This is a genomic window from Pseudomonas sp. Y3 TE3536, from assembly GCF_053629175.1.
The window spans coordinates 2,265,980-2,285,294 of record NZ_JBRJHU010000001.1 but is presented as its reverse complement, the minus strand read 5'-3'; the positions used below and the strand labels follow the sequence as shown (position 1 = coordinate 2,285,294).

Here is a 19,315-nt window from a genome sequence, read left to right as displayed (position 1 = left end):
CCAGTCTGCGGGCCTTGATCAAAGGGCCATCTTAAGGCGTATCCGGTGTGGAATACACCGCTCGACGCCAACGAAAAATTCGCACGATCGTTCGGATTAGAGTATAGGCTCTAGGGATTTCCTGCCCGGATTCGAGCCGATATGACCTCGCCCGTTGACGTGCCTCCTGTGCATTCCGACCTCGACCTGACGGCGAGGTTCGCCGCCCAACGCCTGGCCTTTGCGGGTAACCCCGCACCCCCGGCAGCCCAGCGCCGGCAATGGCTGAGGAGCCTGCGCGAGGCACTGCTGGCCGAGCAAACGCAGCTGATCGAAGCCATCGATCAAGACTTTGACGGGCGCAGCGCCGATGAAACCTTGTTGGCTGAATTGCTGCCCTCGGTCCAGGGCCTGCGCCACGCCGAAAAGCACCTGCGACGCTGGATGCGCGCCAGCAGGCGCCGCGTCGGCCTGGCCTTCCAGCCCGCCAGCGCGCAGGTGCGCTATCAACCGCTGGGCGTGGTCGGCATCATCGTGCCGTGGAACTACCCGCTGTTTCTCGCCATTGGCCCGCTGACCTGTGCCCTGGCCGCAGGCAACCGGGTCATGCTCAAGCTCAGCGAAGCAACGCCCGCCAGCGCCCTGGCCCTCCAGCAGTTGCTGGCGCGCGTGTTCCCCGAAGACCTGGTCAGCGTGGTGTTGGGTGAGGTCGAGGTTGCCCAGGCCTTTGCCCGCCTGCCGTTCGATCACCTGCTGTTCACTGGTGCAACCAGCGTCGGCCGCCAGGTGATGCTGGCCGCGGCGCACAACCTGACCCCGGTCACCCTGGAGCTGGGCGGCAAATCCCCGGCCATCGTTTCGGCCAGCGTGCCCCTGGACAGCGCGGCCGAGCGCATCGCCTTCGGCAAAACCCTGAACGCCGGCCAAACCTGTGTGGCCCCCGATTACGTGCTGGTACCGCGCGAGCGGCTAGGGGCCTTCAGTGACGCTTACCAGTCGGCCGTCCACCGCCTGTTCCCGCGTATCGCCGACAACCCCGACTACACCGCCATCATCAACCCGCGGCAGTTGCAGCGCCTGCAGCACCTGCTGGACGACGCCCGTGACCAAGGCGCCCAGGTGCTCGACCTCTACCCAGGCGAGCCGCGCCAGGGACGACGCCTGCCCCCTCACTTGCTGCTGGACGTGAACGACGAGATGCAGGTGATGCAGGACGAAATCTTCGGCCCGCTGCTGCCGCTGGTGCCCTACGACAGCCTCGACCAGGCATTGGCCTACATCAACCAGCGCCCTCGCCCACTGGCCCTTTACTACTTCGGCTACGACCGCAGCGAGCAGGAACACGTGCTGCGTCACAGCCACTCCGGCGGCGTGTGCCTGAACGACACCCTGCTGCATGTGGCTCAGGACGACCTGCCCTTTGGCGGCATCGGGCCTTCCGGCATGGGCCACTACCACGGCCACGAGGGTTTTCTGACCTTCAGCAAGGCCAAGGCCGTGCTGGCCAAACAGCGCCTGAACGCTGCACGTCTTATTTACCCACCGTATGGCAAGGCCTTGCAGCGCCTGGTCTACAAGCTGTTCATTCGCTGAGCCCAAGCCCATGCAGCGTCGCGACTTGCTCCGTTTCAGCCTGGGCGCCAGCGCCTTCCTCGCCACCACCAGCCTGGTCGGCTGCACAGCACAGTCGGCCGCGCCCGGTTACAACGTGCTGCGTGATGACGACCTGCCCCTGTTGAGCGCGCTGATCCCGGTGGTACTGGCCGGCACCCAGGCCGTCGAGGCGCTGGTGCTGCACAGCCTCGATCACAAACTGTCGGCGCTGTCGCCAGAAATGCTCAAGCTCACCCGGCAACTGTTCGACGTGCTCAGCCTGCCACTGACCCGTGGCCCGCTGACTGGCGTGTGGGGCGCCTGGCAGCAGGCCAGCAGCGAGCAGATCAACGCGTTTCTGCAACGCTGGCAGGACAGTTCGCTGAACCTGCTGCGCATGGGCCACGCCTCGCTGCTGCAATTGTTGCAGATGGCCTGGTATGAACGGCCGGAAGCCTGGGCCGCCTGCGGCTACCCAGGGCCACCGAAGATCTGACGACCACAAGAGCCTTGCCAATGCCTGTAATCGACCCGTTTCGCCAAGGCCTCGAACGCGGCTGGATCACCCACGACGGCTCGCGCCTGGCGCATGACCTGGCCCTGCAGGCCGATATCGCCGTAATCGGCAGCGGCGCTGGCGGCGCCACCAGCGCGCAGTTGCTCAGCGCCGCGGGGTTCAAGGTGCTGCTAATCGAGGAAGGCCCCCTGAAGACCAGCAGCGACTTCCACCTGCTGGAGAGCGAGGCCTACGCCAGCCTCTACCAGGAAGGCCTCGGCCGCATGAGCAAGGACGGCGCCATCACCATTCTGCAGGGCCGCGCCGTGGGCGGCACCACGCTGGTGAATTGGACCTCGAGCTTTCGCACGCCGCCACAGACCCTGGCCCATTGGGCCCGGGAGCATCAGGTCAATGGCTTGGACAACGAGGCGCTAGGCCCCTGGTTCGAGCGCATCGAACAGCAGTTGGGCATCAGCCCTTGGGCCTTGCCACCCAACGCCAACAACGAGGTCCTGCGCTGTGGCTGCGAACAACTCGGCTATCGCTGGGCGGTAATCCCGCGCAACGTGCGGGGTTGCTGGAACCTTGGCTATTGCGGCATGGGCTGCCCGGTCAACGCCAAGCAATCGATGCTGGTGACGACTATTCCAGCCACCCTCGACCAGGGCGGCGAGCTGCTCTATCTTGCGCGTGCCGAGCGCTTCGAGCACAACGGCGAGCGCATTACCCAGTTGCAGTGCACAGCCCTGGATGCCCAAGGGATAAACCCCACCGGCCGGCAGATCAGCGTGCGCGCCCGCCACTACATCCTCGCCGGGGGCGGTATCAACAGCCCTGCCCTGCTGCTGCGCTCCAACGCCCCCGACCCACACGCCCGCCTGGGCAAACGCACCTTCCTGCACCTGGTCAACTTCAGCGCGGCACGGTTCAAGGCGCGCATCGACCCCTATTACGGTGCCCCGCAGTCCATCTACAGCGATCACTTCCAATGGCTGGGCGGCAGCGGCGGCCCGGTCGGCTACAAACTGGAAGTGCCCCCGCTACACCCGGCCCTGGCCAGCACCCTGCTGGGCGGACATGGCAGCGAAAATGCCCAGCGCATGGCCGAGCTGCCGCATACCCACGTGATGCTGGCGTTGCTGCGCGATGGCTTTCACCCAGAAAGCCAGGGTGGCACGGTCGAGCTGCGTGGCGATGGCTCGCCCGTGCTGGATTACCCGGTCAATGACTACCTGCGCGACGGTTTGCGCCGCGCCTACCGCAGCATGGCGCAGATCCAGTTCGCCGCCGGGGCCGAGCAGGTGATGCCGGTGCACAGTGATGCCCGCTACACCAACAACCTTGGCGAAGCCCTGGCGATGATCGACGGCCTGCCACTGGCGCCGTTCCGCACACGCCTGGGCAGCGCCCACGTGATGGGCGGCTGTGCCCTGGGTGAAGACCCTCGACACGCGGTGTGCAACAGCCTGGGCCAGCACCATCAGCTGGAAAACCTGTCGATTCACGACGGCTCACTGTTCCCCACCAGCATCGGCGCCAACCCGCAATTGTCGGTGTACGCCATCAGCGCCAAGCTCACCGAGGCCCTGATCGCCCGCCTGGCACACAACGCATGACAACGAATGCACCCACTGTCTATAGTGCCATCAGCCGGCCGCATGACTTGGCCGGGCGCTATCGCTGCGCTACCATCCGACTCCCCAACGCACTCCAGCCAGGATGACGCGATGAACCGAGTGTTGTACCCGGGTACTTTCGACCCCATTACCAAAGGCCATGGCGACTTGGTCGAGCGCGCCTCGCGGCTCTTCGACCACGTGATTATCGCAGTGGCGGCCAGCCCGAAGAAAAACCCCCTGTTCCCGCTGGAACAACGGGTTGCGCTGGCCCGTGAGGTCACCAAGCACCTGCCCAATGTCGAAGTCATCGGCTTCTCTTCCCTGTTGGCGCATTTTGCCAAGGAACAGGGCGCCAACGTCTTCCTGCGTGGCCTGCGCGCGGTCTCCGACTTCGAGTACGAGTTCCAGCTGGCGAACATGAACCGGCAACTGGCACCCGATGTCGAGAGCCTGTTCCTGACGCCGTCGGAGCGTTATTCGTTCATTTCCTCGACATTGGTCCGGGAAATTGCCGCATTGGGGGGTGATATCAGCAAATTCGTCCACCCCATAGTGGCTGAGGCGCTGACCGAACGGTTCAAGAAGTAAGCCTGCACGCCTGATCATCGCGCCCGCGTGCACTGCGGGCGCGAATGCGGCACAATTGTGCCCACAGCGTTGAACATGCCCGGGCTGAGAGCCCCGGCCGGAGTCCCCATGTCCCTGATCATCACCGACGATTGCATCAACTGCGACGTCTGCGAACCCGAGTGCCCGAACGAGGCCATCTCCCAAGGCGAAGAGATCTACGTGATCGACCCTAACCTGTGCACCCAGTGCGTGGGTCATTACGACGAGCCCCAGTGCCAGCAGGTCTGCCCGGTCGACTGCATCCCCCTGGATGAAGCGCACCCAGAGACCGAAGAGCAGCTGATGGCCAAGTACCGCCTGATTACGGGCAAGGCCTAAGCCCACCTGCACTTACGCGCCCCTCTGTAGGAGCGGCCTTGTGTCGCGAAAGGGCCGCAAAGCGGCCCCGGCAATTTATGCTGCGACGCTGAAAACCTGGGGCCGCTTCGCGCCCCATCGCGACGCAAGGCCGCTCCTACAAGGTACAGCGAAACACTTCAGCGCTGGCAGCGTGGGCAGAACACGCTTGCCCGCTGGCCTAGCTTCACCTCGCGCAAGGTCGTGCCACACAGTTTGCACGGCATCCCGCCCCGCCCGTAGACGAACAGTTCCTGCTGGAAGTAGCCCGGCTGCCCATCCCCGCCGATGAAATCACGCAAGGTCGTGCCGCCCTGCTCGATGGCCGCTGCCAGCACGCGTTTGATCTCGATGGCCAGCTTCAGGTACCGCGCCCGCGAAATACCGCCCGCCTCGCGGCGTGGGTCGATGCCCGCAGCAAACAACGCTTCGGTGGCGTAGATGTTGCCCACCCCCACGACGATGGCGTTATCCATGATGAACGGCTTGACCGCCATCGAGCGCCCACGGGACAGCTGGAACAAACGCTCGCCATCGAACAGGTCGGTCAACGGCTCTGGCCCCAGACGCAGCAGCAGTTCGTGGTTGAGCGGGTCGAGGCTCCAGAGCATGGCGCCGAAACGGCGCGGGTCGGTGTAGCGCAACATCAGCCCCGACTCCAGCTCGATATCCACGTGCTCATGCTTGGCCGCCGGCAGGCCAAGCTCGACCAGGCGCAAATTGCCCGACATGCCCAAATGGCTGATCAAGGTACCGACCTCGGCATTGATCAACAGGTACTTGGCCCGCCGCTCGACGCTGACGATACGCTGCCCCGACAAGCGCACATCCAGGTCTTCGGGGATCGGCCAGCGCAGGCGCCGGTCACGCACCACCACCCGGCTGACCCGCTGGCCTTCCAGATGAGGCGCAATGCCGCGCCGGGTGGTTTCTACTTCGGGTAGTTCCGGCATGTGTCAGTGCCCGCCCAGCTCTCGAATATTCTGTTTGAGGTTCTCGAAGTCGTAGTCCGACAAGCCAATGTAGTCGAGCACCAGTGGCCCGACCACTTCCCATTCGTGGTCGACGCTCTGGCTGCCCAGCACCCGGTAGGACGCGCAGATGTGCTCGGCCATCTTCAGCACCGCCAGCAGGTTCTTCAGCTGGCTCTGGGTATTGCGCGAAGACTCATCGCGGAACACGGCCAAGGCGTTGTGGTGGTTGGCGATGGCCGCCGTGAGGTGCTCGGGCAGGCGCCAGGACTTGGCGGTGAAGTACCCCACCACCGAGTGGTTGGTGTTGAACGCGCGGTTTTCCGTATCGACCACCCGCGTTTCGCCGCTGGCCTTGGCATAGGCCTCTTCCAGCACGTCCATGTAGTTGGGGAAGCGCTTGAGCATCAGCGGCACACCGCAATCATGGAACAGCCCGAGGGTGTAGGCCTCGTCAGCCGTCTGCATGCCGGTGCGCTTGGCCAAGGTCAGGCAGGTCATGGCCACATCCTGCGCGGTGTCCCAGAAGCGGTTCAGGGTGACGATGGTCTCGTCGCTCATTTCGCCTTTGATCGACTGGGCGTTGATCAGGTTGATGATCGAACGGCTGCCCAGCAGGTTCACCGCCCGCTGGATCGAGCCGATCTTGTTGGAGAGGCCGAAATGCGGGGAGTTGACCAACTTGAGCAACGCGCCGGACAAGCCCGGGTCTTGGGAAATCAGCTTGGCGATGGTTTCCAGGTCTGGGTCGGGCATGTACTGCTCGAACTGCAGGTCGACCATGATCTGCGGTTGCGGCGGGATGGTGATGCCTTGCAAGGCTTGCTGGATCTGTTCGGCGCTGAGTTCTTGGGACATGCGTACACACTCGTTGAGGACGGCGAATTCTAACACCGGATCGGCTGGCTTTAGCCCTGGCCAGCACTTTGTCGCGCCTGACCCCGAAGCGAAGGCCAACACGGTATACTCCCGCTCTTTTTTCCCGGAGCGACGTCATGTCCCTGCCCAGCCTACGCCTCAAAGCCAATGCCGACCGCCGCCTGCGCGCCGGCCACCTGTGGGTCTACAGCAATGAAGTCGACGTCGCCGCGACCCCGCTGCAAGGTTTCCAGGCCGGCCAGCAAGCGATCCTCGAGGCTGCCAACGGCAAGCCGCTGGGCATCGTGGCGCTGAGCCCGAACAACCTGATCTGCGCGCGCCTGCTGTCGCGCGACATCAAGCTGCCGCTGGACAAGTCGCTGCTGGTACACCGCCTCAATGTCGCCCTGTCGCTGCGTGAGCGCCTGTTCGACAAGCCGTGCTACCGCCTGGTCTACGGCGACTCCGACCTGCTGCCAGGCCTGGTGGTCGACCGTTTCTTCGACATCCTCGTGGTCCAGCTGGCGTCGGCCACCATGGAACTGCACAAGGACGACGTGATCGCCGCCCTGGTGCAAGTGCTCAAGCCAAGCGGCATCTTGTTCAAGAACGATTCCGCCGCGCGTGATGCCGAAGGCCTGCAGCGCTACGTCGAAACCGTGTACGGCGAAGTGCCGGACTGGGTCCCGCTGGAAGAAAACGGCGTCAAGTTCGAAGCACCGGTACGTGAAGGCCAGAAGACCGGCTGGTTCTACGACCACCGCATGAACCGCGCACGCCTGGCGCCCTACGTCAAAGGCAAGCGCGTGCTCGACCTGTTCAGCTACATCGGTGGCTGGGGTGTGCAAGCCGGCGCGTTTGGCGCCAGCGAAGTGTTCTGTGTCGATGCGTCGGCTTTTGCCCTGGACGGCGTCGAGCGCAATGCCGCGCTCAACGGCATCAGCGAGAAGCTGACCTGCATCGAAGGTGACGTATTTGAAGCGCTGCGCGAGCTGAAGGCCGCCGAAGAACGCTTCGACGTGATCATTGCCGACCCACCCGCCTTCATCAAGCGCAAGAAAGACCTGAAAAACGGCGAAGCGGCCTACCGTCGCCTCAACGAACAGGCCATGCGCATGCTCAACAAGGACGGCATTCTGGTCAGCGCCTCGTGCTCGATGCACCTGCCCGAAGATGACCTGAACAACATCCTGCTGACCAGCGCCCGCCACCTGGACCGCAACATGCAACTGCTCGAGCGCGGCGGCCAAGGCCCGGACCACCCGGTGCACCCGGCCATTGCCGAAACCCGCTACATCAAGAGCATTACCTGCCGGTTGCTGCCTAACAGCTGATTGGGCAATCACTGAAGCGTGCATTACCTCCACCCCCTGTGGGAGCGGGTTTACCCGCGAAAGCGTCGGTGCATTCACCCTCGCATTCGCGGGTAAACCCGCTCCCACAGGGGTCGAGCTTGGACTCTAAGGGATGCGCTCTGTCAGATATCCAGCACGTACGACGCGATCCCAAAGTACACCAGCACCCCCGCCGCATCGGCAATCGAGGTCACCAGCGGGCCACTGGCCGTCGCCGGGTCGAGCTTCAGCTTGGTGAACATGAACGGCAGGCTCATGCCGATCAGGCTGCCCAGCAACACGATCACCAGCATGCTGCTGGCAACGATCAGGGCAATGTCCATCCCACCGCGCAGCGCGCCCAGCGATGCCACCGCCACGGCCATGGTCGCCCCCAGCGCCAGCGCAACCCCGCACTCGCGCCCGAGCATGCGCAGCCAATCACGCATGTACACTTCGCCCGTCGCCAGGCCCCGCACCATCAAGGTCGCCGACTGCGCGCCGGCATTGCCCCCGCTGTCCACCAGCAGCGGCAGGAAGAACACCAGCACGATGTGCGCGGCAATGGTTTCCTCGAACGCCGCAATCCCCGCCCCCGAGAACAGGTTGCCAAAGACCAGCAACACCAGCCACAGCACCCGTTTGCGGTACAGCAGGCTGACGGTGGCGTCGCGCAGGTTGCCCACGTGGTTGGTGATGGAGGCGCCTTTGTGGAAGTCCTCGGTGGCCTCATCGACCACCACATCAAGTGCATCGTCGCAGGTCACCAGGCCCACCAGCCGCCCGGCCTCGTCCAGCACCGGCACAGCCAGCAGGTCGTGCTCGCGGATCAAGCGGGCCACGTCTTCCTGACGGGTCGTGGTACAGACGCAAATGACCTTGTGCACCATGATGTGATCAATCAGCGCTTCAGGCGCCGCGAGGATCAACTCGCGCAGGGACAAGGTCCCGAGCAGGTTGCGCTGCCCGTCGAGCACATAGGACTGGTAGATGGTTTCGGCATCGGCGGCCTCGCGGCGCAGCATGTCGATGGCCTGGCTGGCGCTGAGGCCGGCATCCAGGCACGAGTACTCACTGGTCATCAGGTAACCGGCCGTGCCTTCGGGGTAGCCTTGCGGGTGAAGCAGGTCGTCACGACGGGCCTGGGCGGCCTGGCGCAGGTCGAGGGGTGAAGCGAGCGTATCGGAGGTGTGCTGCATGAGGTTCTCCAGGCGCCGACGCAGGCACCCGCACACCTCAGCCACAGGGGCTCAAGCCTTCGGAAGCCCTGGCGACGACGCGCTCAGTGCCAATTTGCGAGTTCGGTATGAACTGAAACTGGGAAGGTCCATTGAGGGTGTATCTCGTGAAGCCGCACATGCGGCGGGCGGATCATAGTCAGCTTGGGCGGGCAGGTCAGCCCCTGAACCGGCGTTTCAGAAGCGTCCTACAAGCGACCGGTCATGAGGCGAAAGCCACCGCCCAGACACATCGCCATTCCCTCACAGCGCCAGCGGTGTAGAATCGGCCTATTCATCGCCAGTCATCCCCGGCGGGTTTATGAGCTCTGGTCGAGCACGCGGCGATCCCGTGGTGTCTTCGGCCCCATCCGTGCCAGTGGCAACCGGCCTAAGGCGCATAGGACAAGAGAAGCTCACTCCCCTTTTTGTGACCTGATTAAGCCGCCAGGAGTGCTTCATGCCTGATTATCGTTCCAAGACTTCCACCCAAGGCCGCAACATGGCTGGCGCCCGAGCCCTGTGGCGCGCCACCGGGATGAAGGACGAAGATTTCAAGAAACCGATCATCGCCATCGCCAACTCGTTCACCCAGTTCGTCCCGGGCCACGTGCACCTGAAGGACCTGGGCCAGCTGGTTGCCCGTGAGATCGAGCGCGCCGGTGGCGTGGCCAAGGAATTCAACACCATCGCGGTCGACGACGGCATCGCCATGGGCCACGACGGCATGCTGTATTCGCTGCCAAGCCGCGAGATCATCGCCGACGCCGTGGAGTACATGGTCAACGCCCACTGTGCCGATGCCATTGTCTGCATCTCGAACTGCGACAAGATCACCCCCGGCATGCTGATGGCCGCCCTGCGCCTGAACATCCCGGTGATCTTCGTCTCCGGCGGCCCGATGGAAGCCGGCAAGACCAAGCTGGCCAGCCACGGCCTGGACCTGGTCGACGCGATGGTCATCGCGGCTGACTCCACGGCCTCCGACGAGAAGGTTGCCGAATACGAGCGCAGCGCCTGCCCGACCTGCGGTTCGTGCTCTGGCATGTTCACCGCCAACTCGATGAACTGCCTGACCGAAGCCCTGGGCCTGGCCCTGCCGGGCAACGGCTCGACCCTGGCCACCCACTCCGACCGCGAGCAGCTGTTCCTCACTGCCGGCCGCACCATCGTCGAGCTGTGCAAGCGCTACTACGGCGAGAACGACGAGTCGGTCCTGCCGCGCAGCATCGCCAACTTCAAGGCGTTCGAAAACGCCATGATGCTGGACATCGCCATGGGCGGTTCGACCAACACCATCCTGCACCTGCTGGCCGCGGCCCAGGAAGGCGAGGTGGCGTTCGACCTGCGGGACATCGACCGCTTGTCGCGCACAGTGCCGCAGCTGTGCAAGGTGGCGCCGAACATCCAGAAGTACCACATGGAAGACGTGCACCGCGCCGGCGGCATCTTCAGTATCCTCGGCTCGCTCGCCCGTGGCGGCCTGCTGCACACCGACCTGCCGACCGTGCACAGCCGCAGCATGGAAGAAGCCATCGCCAAGTGGGACATCACCCAGACCGACGACGAAGCGGTGCACACCTTCTTCAAAGCCGGCCCGGCGGGCATCCCGACCCAAACCGCGTTCAGCCAGTCGACCCGTTGGGAAACCCTCGACGACGACCGTGAAAACGGCTGCATCCGCAGCTTCGAACACGCCTACTCGCAAGAGGGTGGCCTGGCGGTGCTGTACGGCAACATCGCCCTCGACGGTTGTGTGGTGAAGACCGCCGGTGTCGACGAGTCGATCCATGTGTTCGAAGGCAGCGCGAAGATCTTCGAAAGCCAGGACAGCGCCGTGCGCGGCATCCTCGCCGACGAAGTGAAGGCCGGTGACATCGTCATCATCCGTTACGAAGGCCCGAAGGGCGGCCCGGGCATGCAAGAGATGCTCTACCCGACCTCGTACTTGAAATCCAAAGGCCTGGGCAAGGCCTGCGCCCTGCTCACCGACGGCCGCTTCTCGGGCGGTACCTCGGGCCTGTCGATCGGCCACGCCTCGCCGGAAGCCGCTGCAGGCGGCGCCATTGGCCTGGTGCGCGACGGCGACAAGGTGTTGATCGACATCCCCAACCGTTCGATCAACCTGCTGGTCAGCGACGAAGAGCTGGCCGAGCGCCGTGTCGAGCAGGACAAGAAAGGCTGGAAGCCAGCCGAAGTGCGTCCGCGCAAAGTGACCACCGCGCTCAAGGCCTACGCCCTGCTGGCGACCAGTGCCGACAAAGGTGCGGTGCGTAACAAAGCGATGCTCGACGGGCTGTAAGGCTCTGATGAGTGTATTGGGGCTGCTTTGCAGCCCATCGCCGGCAAGCCGGCTCCCACAGGTTGGATGCATGCCTTGAGGCTTTACTAAACCTGTGGGAGCCGGCTTGCCGGCGATGGGCCGCCGAGCGGCCCCAGCGCTTTCAACTATCTTCCCCACGCGAAGCGCAGTGGCGCAATTGCGCCAGCAGCAGGGCAGCCGAGCGCTTTGGCTTCGCCGTCGAGGTCAGCATGAACTGCGCGTGAGGCAGTGCGGGCAGTGTCGTCACTTCCTGCAGGCCTGCGGCCAGTGCGCATGAGCGGGTGACCGGGGTTACCCCAAGCCCGCCGCTTACGGCAGTCATCAGCCCCCCGGCACTGGGGCTCTGGCAAACGATCCGCCATTGTCGCCCTGCACGCGCCAACGCTTCGATGGCCGCCGCACGGTAGGGGCATTGATCGGAAAACACCGCCAAAGGTACAGGTGAGGTCGCATCATCGGTGGCCAGCGCCAGCGGCCCTCTCGCCCAGACCAACGGCTCGGACCAGAGCACCTCGCCACGCTCATCACCGCCGCAGCGGCTCCCCAGCACGATATCCAGCCCACCCGCGTGCATGAGCGCGAGCAACTCGCCGGTCAAGCCGACCTGCAGGGCAACCTCGGCATCGGGGTGCGCCACGGAAAACCGACGCAGGCAATCGATGATCGGAGCCTTGACCATCTCCTCGCTCAACCCCACGGACACCGTGCCGCAAACCCGCCTGCCGACGCCAAGGCTCGCGCGGGCATCGTCATGCAGTGCCAGGATGGTGCGGGCATAGCCTGCCAGCCGCGTGCCTGCTGGGGTCAGGCTGACCGAGCGCGTGGTGCGTTCCAGCAGCTTGTGCCCGGCTTCAGCCTCGAGCCGCCGAATGTGTGCGCTGATTGCCGATTGCGTGAGGTGCAGGCGCTCTGCCGCACGCGTGAAACCCCCGCTGTCGGCTACGGCCAGCAAGCTACGCAGAAGGACGCTATCGAACACGGATTGATCACCTATCGGACTGAATGAGGCGAGCATACGTGATTTCTATAATGGATCGTCCTCAATCAGACTTTGCGCTCCCCCTGTGCCGTATATCGCCAGGGAAATGCCATCGACGCTGACAGGAGTAGCCCCGTGGTTGAACGTGTTCTTTATGTGTGTGCATCGCCGAGAGGCGAACGCTCGGTTTCCGCTCAAATTGCCGAAGTGTTCCTGGCCGCGTTGGCCGAGCGCAAGAGCGTGGAGGTTGACCGCCTGGACCCTTGGGAATGCGAGCTGCCCGAAGTGGATGGCGACCTGCTGGCGGCCAAGTACGCCGGGCTTGCCGATGCGCCGCTTTCCCCCGCGCAAAATGCCGCCTGGGCACAGATCAAAACCCTCGCCAAACGCTTCCACCGGGCAGATACAGTGGTGTTCAGCGTCCCGCTGTGGAATTTCGGCATCCCCTACAAACTCAAGCACTTGATCGACGCCATTTCGCACAAGGGCGTGTTGTTCACCTTCGATGAACAGGGGTTGAACGGCATGCTGGGTGGGCGCCGGGCGGTGGCCATCTACACCCGCGGGCTGGGTTATGGCCCCGACTCCCAGACGCCTGACCAGGCGTTCGGCCTGGAAAAACCCTTCCTCGATGCGTGGTTCCGCTTCGTCGGGATCAACCAGGTGCACAGCATCGTGGCCGAACAGACGCTTGGCGCCGAGGGCGCCAGCGTGCGCTCAAGCGCCATGGAAGCCGTTGCCATGCTGGCGCAGAACTTCGACCAACAACAAGCCAGAACGCTCATTGTCGGCCGAAGCGGCTGACCTGCACCGGGTTACTGGATCTGCTCAGGCGTGACGATCACCCAGTTCTTGTCCGCCGTCACCGGCAGCCCTTCCTTGGCCTGCGCGGCCGCGTGCTTGGCGATCATGCCGTTGAGCTGGTCCATGTACTTGGCCTTGCGGTTTATCCACAGGTGGATGCCCCCTTTGCCCACGTCCACCCCGTGGAACTGCATGTAGCCATCGCTGGTTGGCGTATCACCGCCCACCAGCACCGGCCGCTTCCACTCGTCGATGTAGGTGAGGATCGCCGCCTGCTTGCCCGCCATCCAAGTCGCCGGGGTCCACAAGTAAGGCGTCAGTTCCAGGCCTTCGTTGGCCTTGGGGTCATAGCTGCCGGCGCTGATCTGCTTGCGCGCCGTGGTCAGCTGGCCGTTGCTGCGGTCCTTCAGTAGCAGGCTGACGCCAATCACGTTCTGCGGTTTGACGTTGTAGCCGTACTTGGGGTCGGACGCGACCATGCGCACCAGTTCTTCGGACGCGGCAGAAATGACATACACCTCGATGCCGTTTTCCATCAGTTTGTTGAACAGCTCGGCCTGGCCGGCAAAGACCTTGGGCGGCTGCACCTCGATGGCCTTGACCTGGTCACCCTCGAAATACGTGCTGGGAACAGGCTTGCCGGAAGCCATCAAGGCGTCGACCTGGGCCTTCAGTTCCTTCAGGGTGAAGCCCGAGAACACCTGCGCCACCCAGGGGTAGCAGACCATGTCGTCGATTTCGCACAGGCGGTAGTAGTAACTGAACAGGCTTTCCTTGTGCTCGGCCGTGTCTTTGAAGGGGATCAGCTTCAACGAAGGGTCGAGCTTGTCGCGGCTCAGCAGCCCCTGGTTCTCCATGAACGGCAGCAGCGCCTCTTCAAGGTCGTAGCGGTAGCTGGTGTTGTCCATGTCGAACACCGCGTAGTTACCTTTGTTGGCATTGGCGGCGATCATGCTGTCGAGCTGTTTGGCGGCCTCGGCAGGCCAATGCTTGAGTTCGGTGGCCCAGGTTTGGGCCCCGAACAGCAGGGACAGAACCAGGGCGAGGGCTTTCGGAGCGAACTTCATGTGCGAATCTCCTGAAATGACCGGGAAACGCTAGTCCAACCTACCGGCCCAGCAAGCCCTGACAACGACGTTGAAGCAGCTTGAAACGCCCTGTTCATTGCTATCTGCGACATTCCGTTATTCCATAAACGACTATGCACATTCCATTTGGGTATAAATTCGTTTGTTTTCAGGCTGTTAGCATTTCCGTTCGCAATCGCTCACAGAGGCGATGCCTCTTCTGTTTTTTGTTGGAGCTTCAATGAACCTGCCGCTGTCTCTCAACCTGCTGGCGTTCCTGGCCTTGCTGCTGGGCCTGGCACAAACCCGCCGCACCGACTGGAGCCTGGCCAAGAAGGTCTTGCTGGGCCTGGTGCTGGGCGTGGTGTTCGGCCTGGTCCTGCACACGATCTATGGCGCTGGCCACCCGGTATTGAAAGCCACCATCGCCTGGCTCGACCTGGTCGGCAACGGCTATGTCGGCTTGCTGCAGATGATCGTCATGCCGCTGATCTTCGCCTCGATCCTCAGCGCCGTGGCACGCTTGCACAATGCTTCCTCGCTTGGCCGCATCAGCGTGCTAAGCATTGGCACCCTGCTGCTGACCACTGCCATCGCCGCATTGATCGGCATCGTCTTGACCAACCTGTTCGGCCTGACCGCCGACGGCCTGGTGGCTGGCGTGCAGGAAAGCGCGCGGCTGCAAGCGATCCACAGCGACTACGCGGGCAAGGTCGCCGACCTCAACATCCCGCAACTGCTGCTGTCGTTCATCCCCAGCAACCCGGTAGGCGACCTGGCGCGGGCCAAGCCAACCTCGATCATCAGCGTGGTGATCTTCGCCGTGTTCGTCGGCCTGGCCGCCCTGCAGCTGATCAAGGACGACGCCGAGAAAGGCGCGCGCGCCCTGTCGGCCATCGACACCCTGCAAGCCTGGGTCATGCGCCTGGTGCGCGTGGTGATGAAGCTCACCCCTTATGGTGTGCTGGCCCTGATGACCAAGGTGGTCGCCAGCTCCAATCTGGACGACATCCTCAAGCTGGGCAGCTTCGTCGTCGTTTCGTACATCGGCCTGGGGCTGATGTTCGTGGTGCATGCCGTCATCCTGGCGGCGACCGGCGTCAGCCCGCTGCGCTTCTTCCGCAAGGTGTGGCCAGTGCTGACCTTCGCCTTCACCAGCCGCTCCAGCGCCGCGAGCATCCCGCTGAACATCGAAGCGCAAACCCGTCGCCTGGGTGTGCCGCAGTCCATCGCCAGCTTCAGCGCCTCGTTCGGCACGACAATTGGTCAGAACGGTTGCGCCGGCCTGTACCCGGCCATGCTGGCCGTGATGGTTGCCCCGGCAGTGGGCATCAACACCTTCGACCCGCTGTGGATCGCGACCCTGGTCGCCATCGTCACCCTGAGCTCGGCTGGGGTAGCCGGGGTGGGCGGTGGTGCGACCTTCGCCGCGTTGATCGTGCTGCCGGCCATGGGCTTGCCGGTTGAACTGGTAGCACTGCTGATTTCGGTTGAGCCGTTAATCGACATGGGCCGCACGGCACTGAACGTGAATGGCTCGATGACGGCCGGGGTGGTGACCAGCCAGCTGTTGAAAGAGACTGACCAGGACGTGTTAGCAGATGACCAGCATGCAACGCTGAGTCATAGCTGATACGGCAAGGCCGCCCCTACAGAGAAGACGTGGTCTTTTTGTAGGGGCGGCCTTGCGTTTCGATAGGGGCGCAAAGCGCCCCAACAATCTTAAACCTTGTCCCAGACATCGAAGTGATACGCCGGCCCAGCCCCTTCAGGCGCTTGCGGCTCACTGCTCACCCGGCGCCACTGCGCCTCGTCGAACGCCGGGAACCACGCATCGCCCTCAGGCGACAGCTCGACCCGGGTCAGGTACATGCGGCTCACCAGCCCCTTCTCCAGCGCCTGCCCATACAGCTGCGCCCCGCCAATCAGCATCAGCTCATTGACGCCCTGCTCACGCGCCCACTGTTCGGCGCGCACCAGCGCAGCTTCCAGCGAGGCGAACACCTCGGCACCGGCCAGCGCCAGCCCAGGCTGGCGGCTGACCACGATATTCAGCCGCCCCGGCAAAGGCCGGCCCAGCGAGTCCCAGGTCTTTGCGCCCCATGATGATCGGCTTGCCCAGGGTCGTGGCCTTGAAGTACTTGAAATCCCCCGGCAGGTGCCAGGGCATGGAATTGTCGATACCGATCACGCGGTTCTCGGCGAGGGCCGCGATCAGGCTGAGGGGGAGTGTGCTAGTCATGCCAGCGAGGATAGCAAACCCGCCGTGGGTTATGCTTCTGCCCTGACCTGTGCAATGGAAGACCTTGTGACTGGACCGACGCCACTGGACAAACGCTGGCTCACCGAAGCAGTACGCCTGCGCGAGGAACATGCCGGCCCCCTGGAAGACCAGGAAGCCAACCGCCACGCCCGCCAGGCCGGCGGCGACCTGGCGACCCGTATCGAAACGCGCGCGCTGTTCCTGGCCGAACGCGACGGCATGACAGCCGCCCTGCGCCACTGGAAGCAGGGCGCGCGCCTGGCACTGCTGGCCCTGTTGATCATGGCCGCCTTCAGCGGCGCGGGCCTGGCCTTCGCGGCGCTGGGCGATGGCCAACGCCCGGTGAATGTGTTCTGGGCACTGGGCAGCCTGCTGGGGTTGAACCTGGTGATGCTGCTGAGCTGGGCGATCGGCTTCAGCCTGAGCGGCGAACACGGCGCTGGGCTGGGCCGGCTTTGGTTGTGGCTGAGCGAACGCTTTGCCCGCGATGCCAAGGCCGCGCACCTTGCGCCCGCGTTGCTGGTGCTGCTGCAGCGCCAGCGCCTGAATCGCTGGCTGCTTGGCGTGCTGGTGCACGGCCTGTGGCTGCTGGCGATGATGACCGCGTTGGCGATGCTCTTGGCGTTGCTGGCCACACGGCGCTATGGCTTTGTCTGGGAAACCACCCTGCTTGCCGCCGAGCCGTTCATCCACATGACCCAGGCGCTCGGCGCCCTGCCTTCGCTGCTGGGCTTTGCCGTGCCGGACGAAGCCATGATCCGCGCCAGCGGCGACACGCTGCCGGCCCTGGACCTGGCCCGCCAGGCCTGGGCCAGCTGGTTGCTCGGTGTGATGCTGGTCTATGGCCTGCTACCACGCCTGCTTTTGGCCGCACTGTGCCTGTGGCGCTGGCGCCAGGGCCAAACACACCTGGGGCTGGACCTCAGCCTGCCAGGCTACGCGGCATTGCGCGAAAGCCTTATGCCGCGCAGCGAGCGCATCGGTGTGCAGGACGCCGCGCCCGACACCTTGCCCCACTTCGCTGCCGGGCAACTGGAAAGCGGCAGCAGCGGTGCCTTGCTGGTTGGCCTGGAGCTGGATGACCAGCGCCCCTGGCCGCCCGCCCTGCCCAAAAGCGTGACCGATGCCGGTGTGCTCGATAGCCGTGAATCACGCAACCGGCTGCTCGAACAACTCAGCCGCTTCCCCCCGGCGCGCCTGGCTATCGCCTGCGACCCACGCCGTTCGCCCGATCGCGGCAGCCTGGCGTTGCTGGCCGAGCTGGCACGCAACGCCGGCGCCACCCGTATCTGGCTGCTGCAGGCGGCCCCAGGCCAGGCCCTGGACGCCGAGCGCCTGGGCGATTGGCACGAAGCGCTTGACCGCCTCGGCCTGCCCCACGCCGACACCTCGCCCTTGACCTGGTTGGAGCATGGCCATGACTGAGCCGCTTAAACTGGCCGTGGTCGGCCACACCAATGTCGGCAAGACTTCGCTGCTGCGCACCTTGACCCGCGACGTGAGCTTTGGCGAGGTGTCCCATCGCCCCAGCACCACCCGCCATGTGGAGGGCGCACGCCTGTCGGTGGACGGCGAGCCCCTGCTGGAGCTGTATGACACCCCAGGCCTGGAAGACGCCATTGCCCTGCTCGACTACCTCGAGCGGCTGGAGCGCCCGGGTGAGCGCCTGGACGGCCCAGCCCGGCTGGCACGCTTCCTCCAGGGCAGTGAGGCACGCCAACGCTTCGAGCAGGAGGCCAAGGTGCTGCGCCAGTTGCAGGCCAGCAATGCCGGCCTGTACGTGATCGACGCCCGTGAGCCGGTGCTGGCCAAGTACCGCGACGAACTGGAGGTGCTGGCCAGTTGCGGCAAGCCGCTGCTACCCGTGCTCAACTTCGTCGCCAGCAGCCAGCACCGCGAGCCCGAATGGCGTGAAGCCCTTGCCCGGCTTGGCCTTCACGCCTTGGTACGGTTCGACAGCGTGGCCCCGCCGGAAGACGGCGAGCGCCGCCTGTACGAAAGCCTGGCCTTGCTGCTGGAAAACGCCCGCCCTGCCCTGCAACGGCTGATCGACGACCAACAGGCGCAACGCCAAGCCCGCCATCAAAGCGGTAAACGCCTGATCGCCGAGCTGCTGCTCGACTGCGCCGCCTGCCGGCGCAGCGTGGTGGCCGAACCGGCCGCCGAAGCCAAGGCCATCGAAGCGTTGCGCCAGGATGTGCGGCAACGCGAACAGCGCTGTGTCGAAGCGCTGCTCAAGCTGTATGCCTTCCGCCGCGAAGACGCCCATGCCAGTGATTTGCCGTTGCTGGACGGTCGTTGGGGCGATGACCTGTTCAACCCCGAGACCTTGAAGCTGCTGGGCGTACGCCTGGGCAGTGGCGTGGCGGCGGGCGCTGCGGCCGGGGCCGGGGTCGATCTGTTGGTCGGAGGCCTGACCCTGGGCGCGGCGGCCTTGGCGGGTGCGATCGCAGGCGGCGCACTGCAGACGGCACGCAATTACGGGTCGCGGTTGATGGGCAAGCTCAAAGGGCAGCGTGAGCTGACGGTGGACGATACGGTGTTGCGGCTGTTGGCGTTGCGCCAGCAGCAGTTGATGGTGGCCCTGGATAACCGCGGGCATGCCGCGCAAGACAGCATTCGCTTGGGCGAGCTGGACGAGAAGACCTGGCGCGAGGGCAAGTTGCCTGAGGCGTTGGTCAAGGCGCGGGCGCATCCGCAGTGGTCGACGCTCAACCCTGGGGCGCGGGTGAATCAGGCGGAACGGCAGGAGCAGTTGGAGGCCTTGGTGTTGCAGATTTGAGTTTGTGTGGGGGCTGGTAGGTGTTCGCCTTTAGGGGGGCGGCGCCTGGGAGACCGAGCGC

At 64.4% G+C, this 19,315-nt stretch carries 16 protein-coding genes and 1 pseudogene; 11 read left to right on the top strand and 6 right to left on the bottom strand.

The genetic code is table 11. The annotated features are described in order from the left end of the window. Positions 1-141 precede the first annotated feature (141 nt). The 5 genes from AB7M33_RS10365 (at position 142) to AB7M33_RS10345 (ending at position 4,638) form a co-directional block, all read left to right on the top strand. Entirely contained in the window at positions 142-1,572 is a 1,431-nt protein-coding gene (locus AB7M33_RS10365) for a coniferyl aldehyde dehydrogenase (protein ID WP_454242809.1), read from the top strand. Between the two features lie 10 nt (positions 1,573-1,582). Continuing rightward, the gene (locus AB7M33_RS10360; RefSeq protein WP_275748126.1) at positions 1,583-2,068 is read left to right on the top strand and encodes a twin-arginine translocation pathway signal protein; all 486 of its coding nucleotides are present in this window, start codon (positions 1,583-1,585) and stop codon (positions 2,066-2,068) included. 20 nt (positions 2,069-2,088) lie between these two features. After that, entirely contained in the window at positions 2,089-3,687 is a 1,599-nt protein-coding gene (locus AB7M33_RS10355; protein ID WP_454242808.1) for a GMC family oxidoreductase N-terminal domain-containing protein, read from the top strand. A gap of 111 nt (positions 3,688-3,798) precedes the next feature. Next, positions 3,799-4,278: a pantetheine-phosphate adenylyltransferase gene (gene coaD, locus AB7M33_RS10350; RefSeq protein ID WP_016393341.1), complete on the top strand. Its 480-nt coding sequence runs from the start codon at positions 3,799-3,801 to the stop codon at positions 4,276-4,278. A gap of 108 nt (positions 4,279-4,386) precedes the next feature. Then, positions 4,387-4,638, top strand: coding sequence for a YfhL family 4Fe-4S dicluster ferredoxin (locus tag AB7M33_RS10345; protein WP_027592315.1), 252 nt, complete (start codon positions 4,387-4,389; stop codon positions 4,636-4,638). A gap of 158 nt (positions 4,639-4,796) precedes the next feature. Here AB7M33_RS10345 and mutM read toward each other — a convergent pair whose 3' ends face one another. Beyond that, on the bottom strand, positions 4,797-5,609 hold the full coding sequence (mutM, locus tag AB7M33_RS10340; RefSeq protein ID WP_027592314.1) for a bifunctional DNA-formamidopyrimidine glycosylase/DNA-(apurinic or apyrimidinic site) lyase: 813 nt from the start codon (positions 5,607-5,609) through the stop codon (positions 4,797-4,799). Between the two features lie 3 nt (positions 5,610-5,612). Further along, positions 5,613-6,431, bottom strand: a complete 819-nt coding sequence (locus tag AB7M33_RS10335; protein ID WP_172960437.1) for an HDOD domain-containing protein — start codon at positions 6,429-6,431, stop codon at positions 5,613-5,615. Positions 6,432-6,622: 191 nt separating this feature from the next. Here AB7M33_RS10335 and AB7M33_RS10330 point away from each other — a divergent pair, with 191 nt between their 5' ends. Next, positions 6,623-7,819, top strand: a complete 1,197-nt coding sequence (locus AB7M33_RS10330) for a class I SAM-dependent rRNA methyltransferase (protein WP_027592312.1) — start codon at positions 6,623-6,625, stop codon at positions 7,817-7,819. A 143-nt stretch (positions 7,820-7,962) separates the two neighbouring features. Here AB7M33_RS10330 and mgtE read toward each other — a convergent pair whose 3' ends face one another. Beyond that, positions 7,963-9,018 carry a magnesium transporter gene (mgtE, locus tag AB7M33_RS10325; RefSeq protein WP_454242807.1) on the bottom strand — a complete coding sequence of 352 codons (1,056 nt, stop codon included), beginning with the start codon at positions 9,016-9,018 and terminating at the stop codon, positions 7,963-7,965. 478 nt (positions 9,019-9,496) lie between these two features. Here mgtE and ilvD point away from each other — a divergent pair, with 478 nt between their 5' ends. After that, positions 9,497-11,338, top strand: coding sequence for a dihydroxy-acid dehydratase (gene ilvD, locus AB7M33_RS10320; RefSeq protein WP_238217633.1), 1,842 nt, complete (start codon positions 9,497-9,499; stop codon positions 11,336-11,338). A 142-nt stretch (positions 11,339-11,480) separates the two neighbouring features. Here the strand turns inward: ilvD and AB7M33_RS10315 are convergent, their stop codons facing one another. After that, positions 11,481-12,338, bottom strand: coding sequence for a LysR family transcriptional regulator (locus tag AB7M33_RS10315; RefSeq protein WP_454242806.1), 858 nt, complete (start codon positions 12,336-12,338; stop codon positions 11,481-11,483). A gap of 135 nt (positions 12,339-12,473) precedes the next feature. On the opposite strand from AB7M33_RS10315, the gene AB7M33_RS10310 reads away from it, so the two are divergent. Beyond that, positions 12,474-13,142 carry an FMN-dependent NADH-azoreductase gene (locus AB7M33_RS10310; RefSeq protein WP_454242805.1) on the top strand — a complete coding sequence of 223 codons (669 nt, stop codon included), beginning with the start codon at positions 12,474-12,476 and terminating at the stop codon, positions 13,140-13,142. An 11-nt stretch (positions 13,143-13,153) separates the two neighbouring features. On the opposite strand, the gene AB7M33_RS10305 is transcribed toward AB7M33_RS10310, so the two are convergent. Next, a complete protein-coding gene (locus tag AB7M33_RS10305) occupies positions 13,154-14,209 on the bottom strand; it encodes a haloacid dehalogenase-like hydrolase (protein ID WP_454242804.1) in 1,056 nt (351 codons plus the stop codon). A gap of 241 nt (positions 14,210-14,450) precedes the next feature. Between AB7M33_RS10305 and AB7M33_RS10300 the strand changes: the two genes are divergently transcribed. After that, complete coding sequence (locus tag AB7M33_RS10300) at positions 14,451-15,842, top strand: L-cystine transporter (protein ID WP_454242803.1); 1,392 nt, start codon at positions 14,451-14,453, stop codon at positions 15,840-15,842. 89 nt (positions 15,843-15,931) lie between these two features. On the opposite strand, the pseudogene AB7M33_RS10295 reads toward AB7M33_RS10300, so the two are convergent. After that, a pseudogene (locus AB7M33_RS10295) lies at positions 15,932-16,451 on the bottom strand (dihydrofolate reductase). A 54-nt stretch (positions 16,452-16,505) separates the two neighbouring features. Between AB7M33_RS10295 and AB7M33_RS10290 the strand changes: the two are divergent. Together AB7M33_RS10290 and AB7M33_RS10285 are read left to right on the top strand one after the other, a co-directional pair. Next, positions 16,506-17,897 (top strand): DUF2868 domain-containing protein, encoded by a 1,392-nt coding sequence (locus AB7M33_RS10290; protein WP_454242802.1) that lies wholly within the window; start codon positions 16,506-16,508, stop codon positions 17,895-17,897. Continuing rightward, positions 17,890-19,254, top strand: a complete 1,365-nt coding sequence (locus AB7M33_RS10285; protein WP_454242801.1) for a GTPase/DUF3482 domain-containing protein — start codon at positions 17,890-17,892, stop codon at positions 19,252-19,254. Before AB7M33_RS10290 ends, AB7M33_RS10285 begins: the two co-directional genes overlap by 8 nt. Positions 19,255-19,315 lie beyond the last annotated feature (61 nt).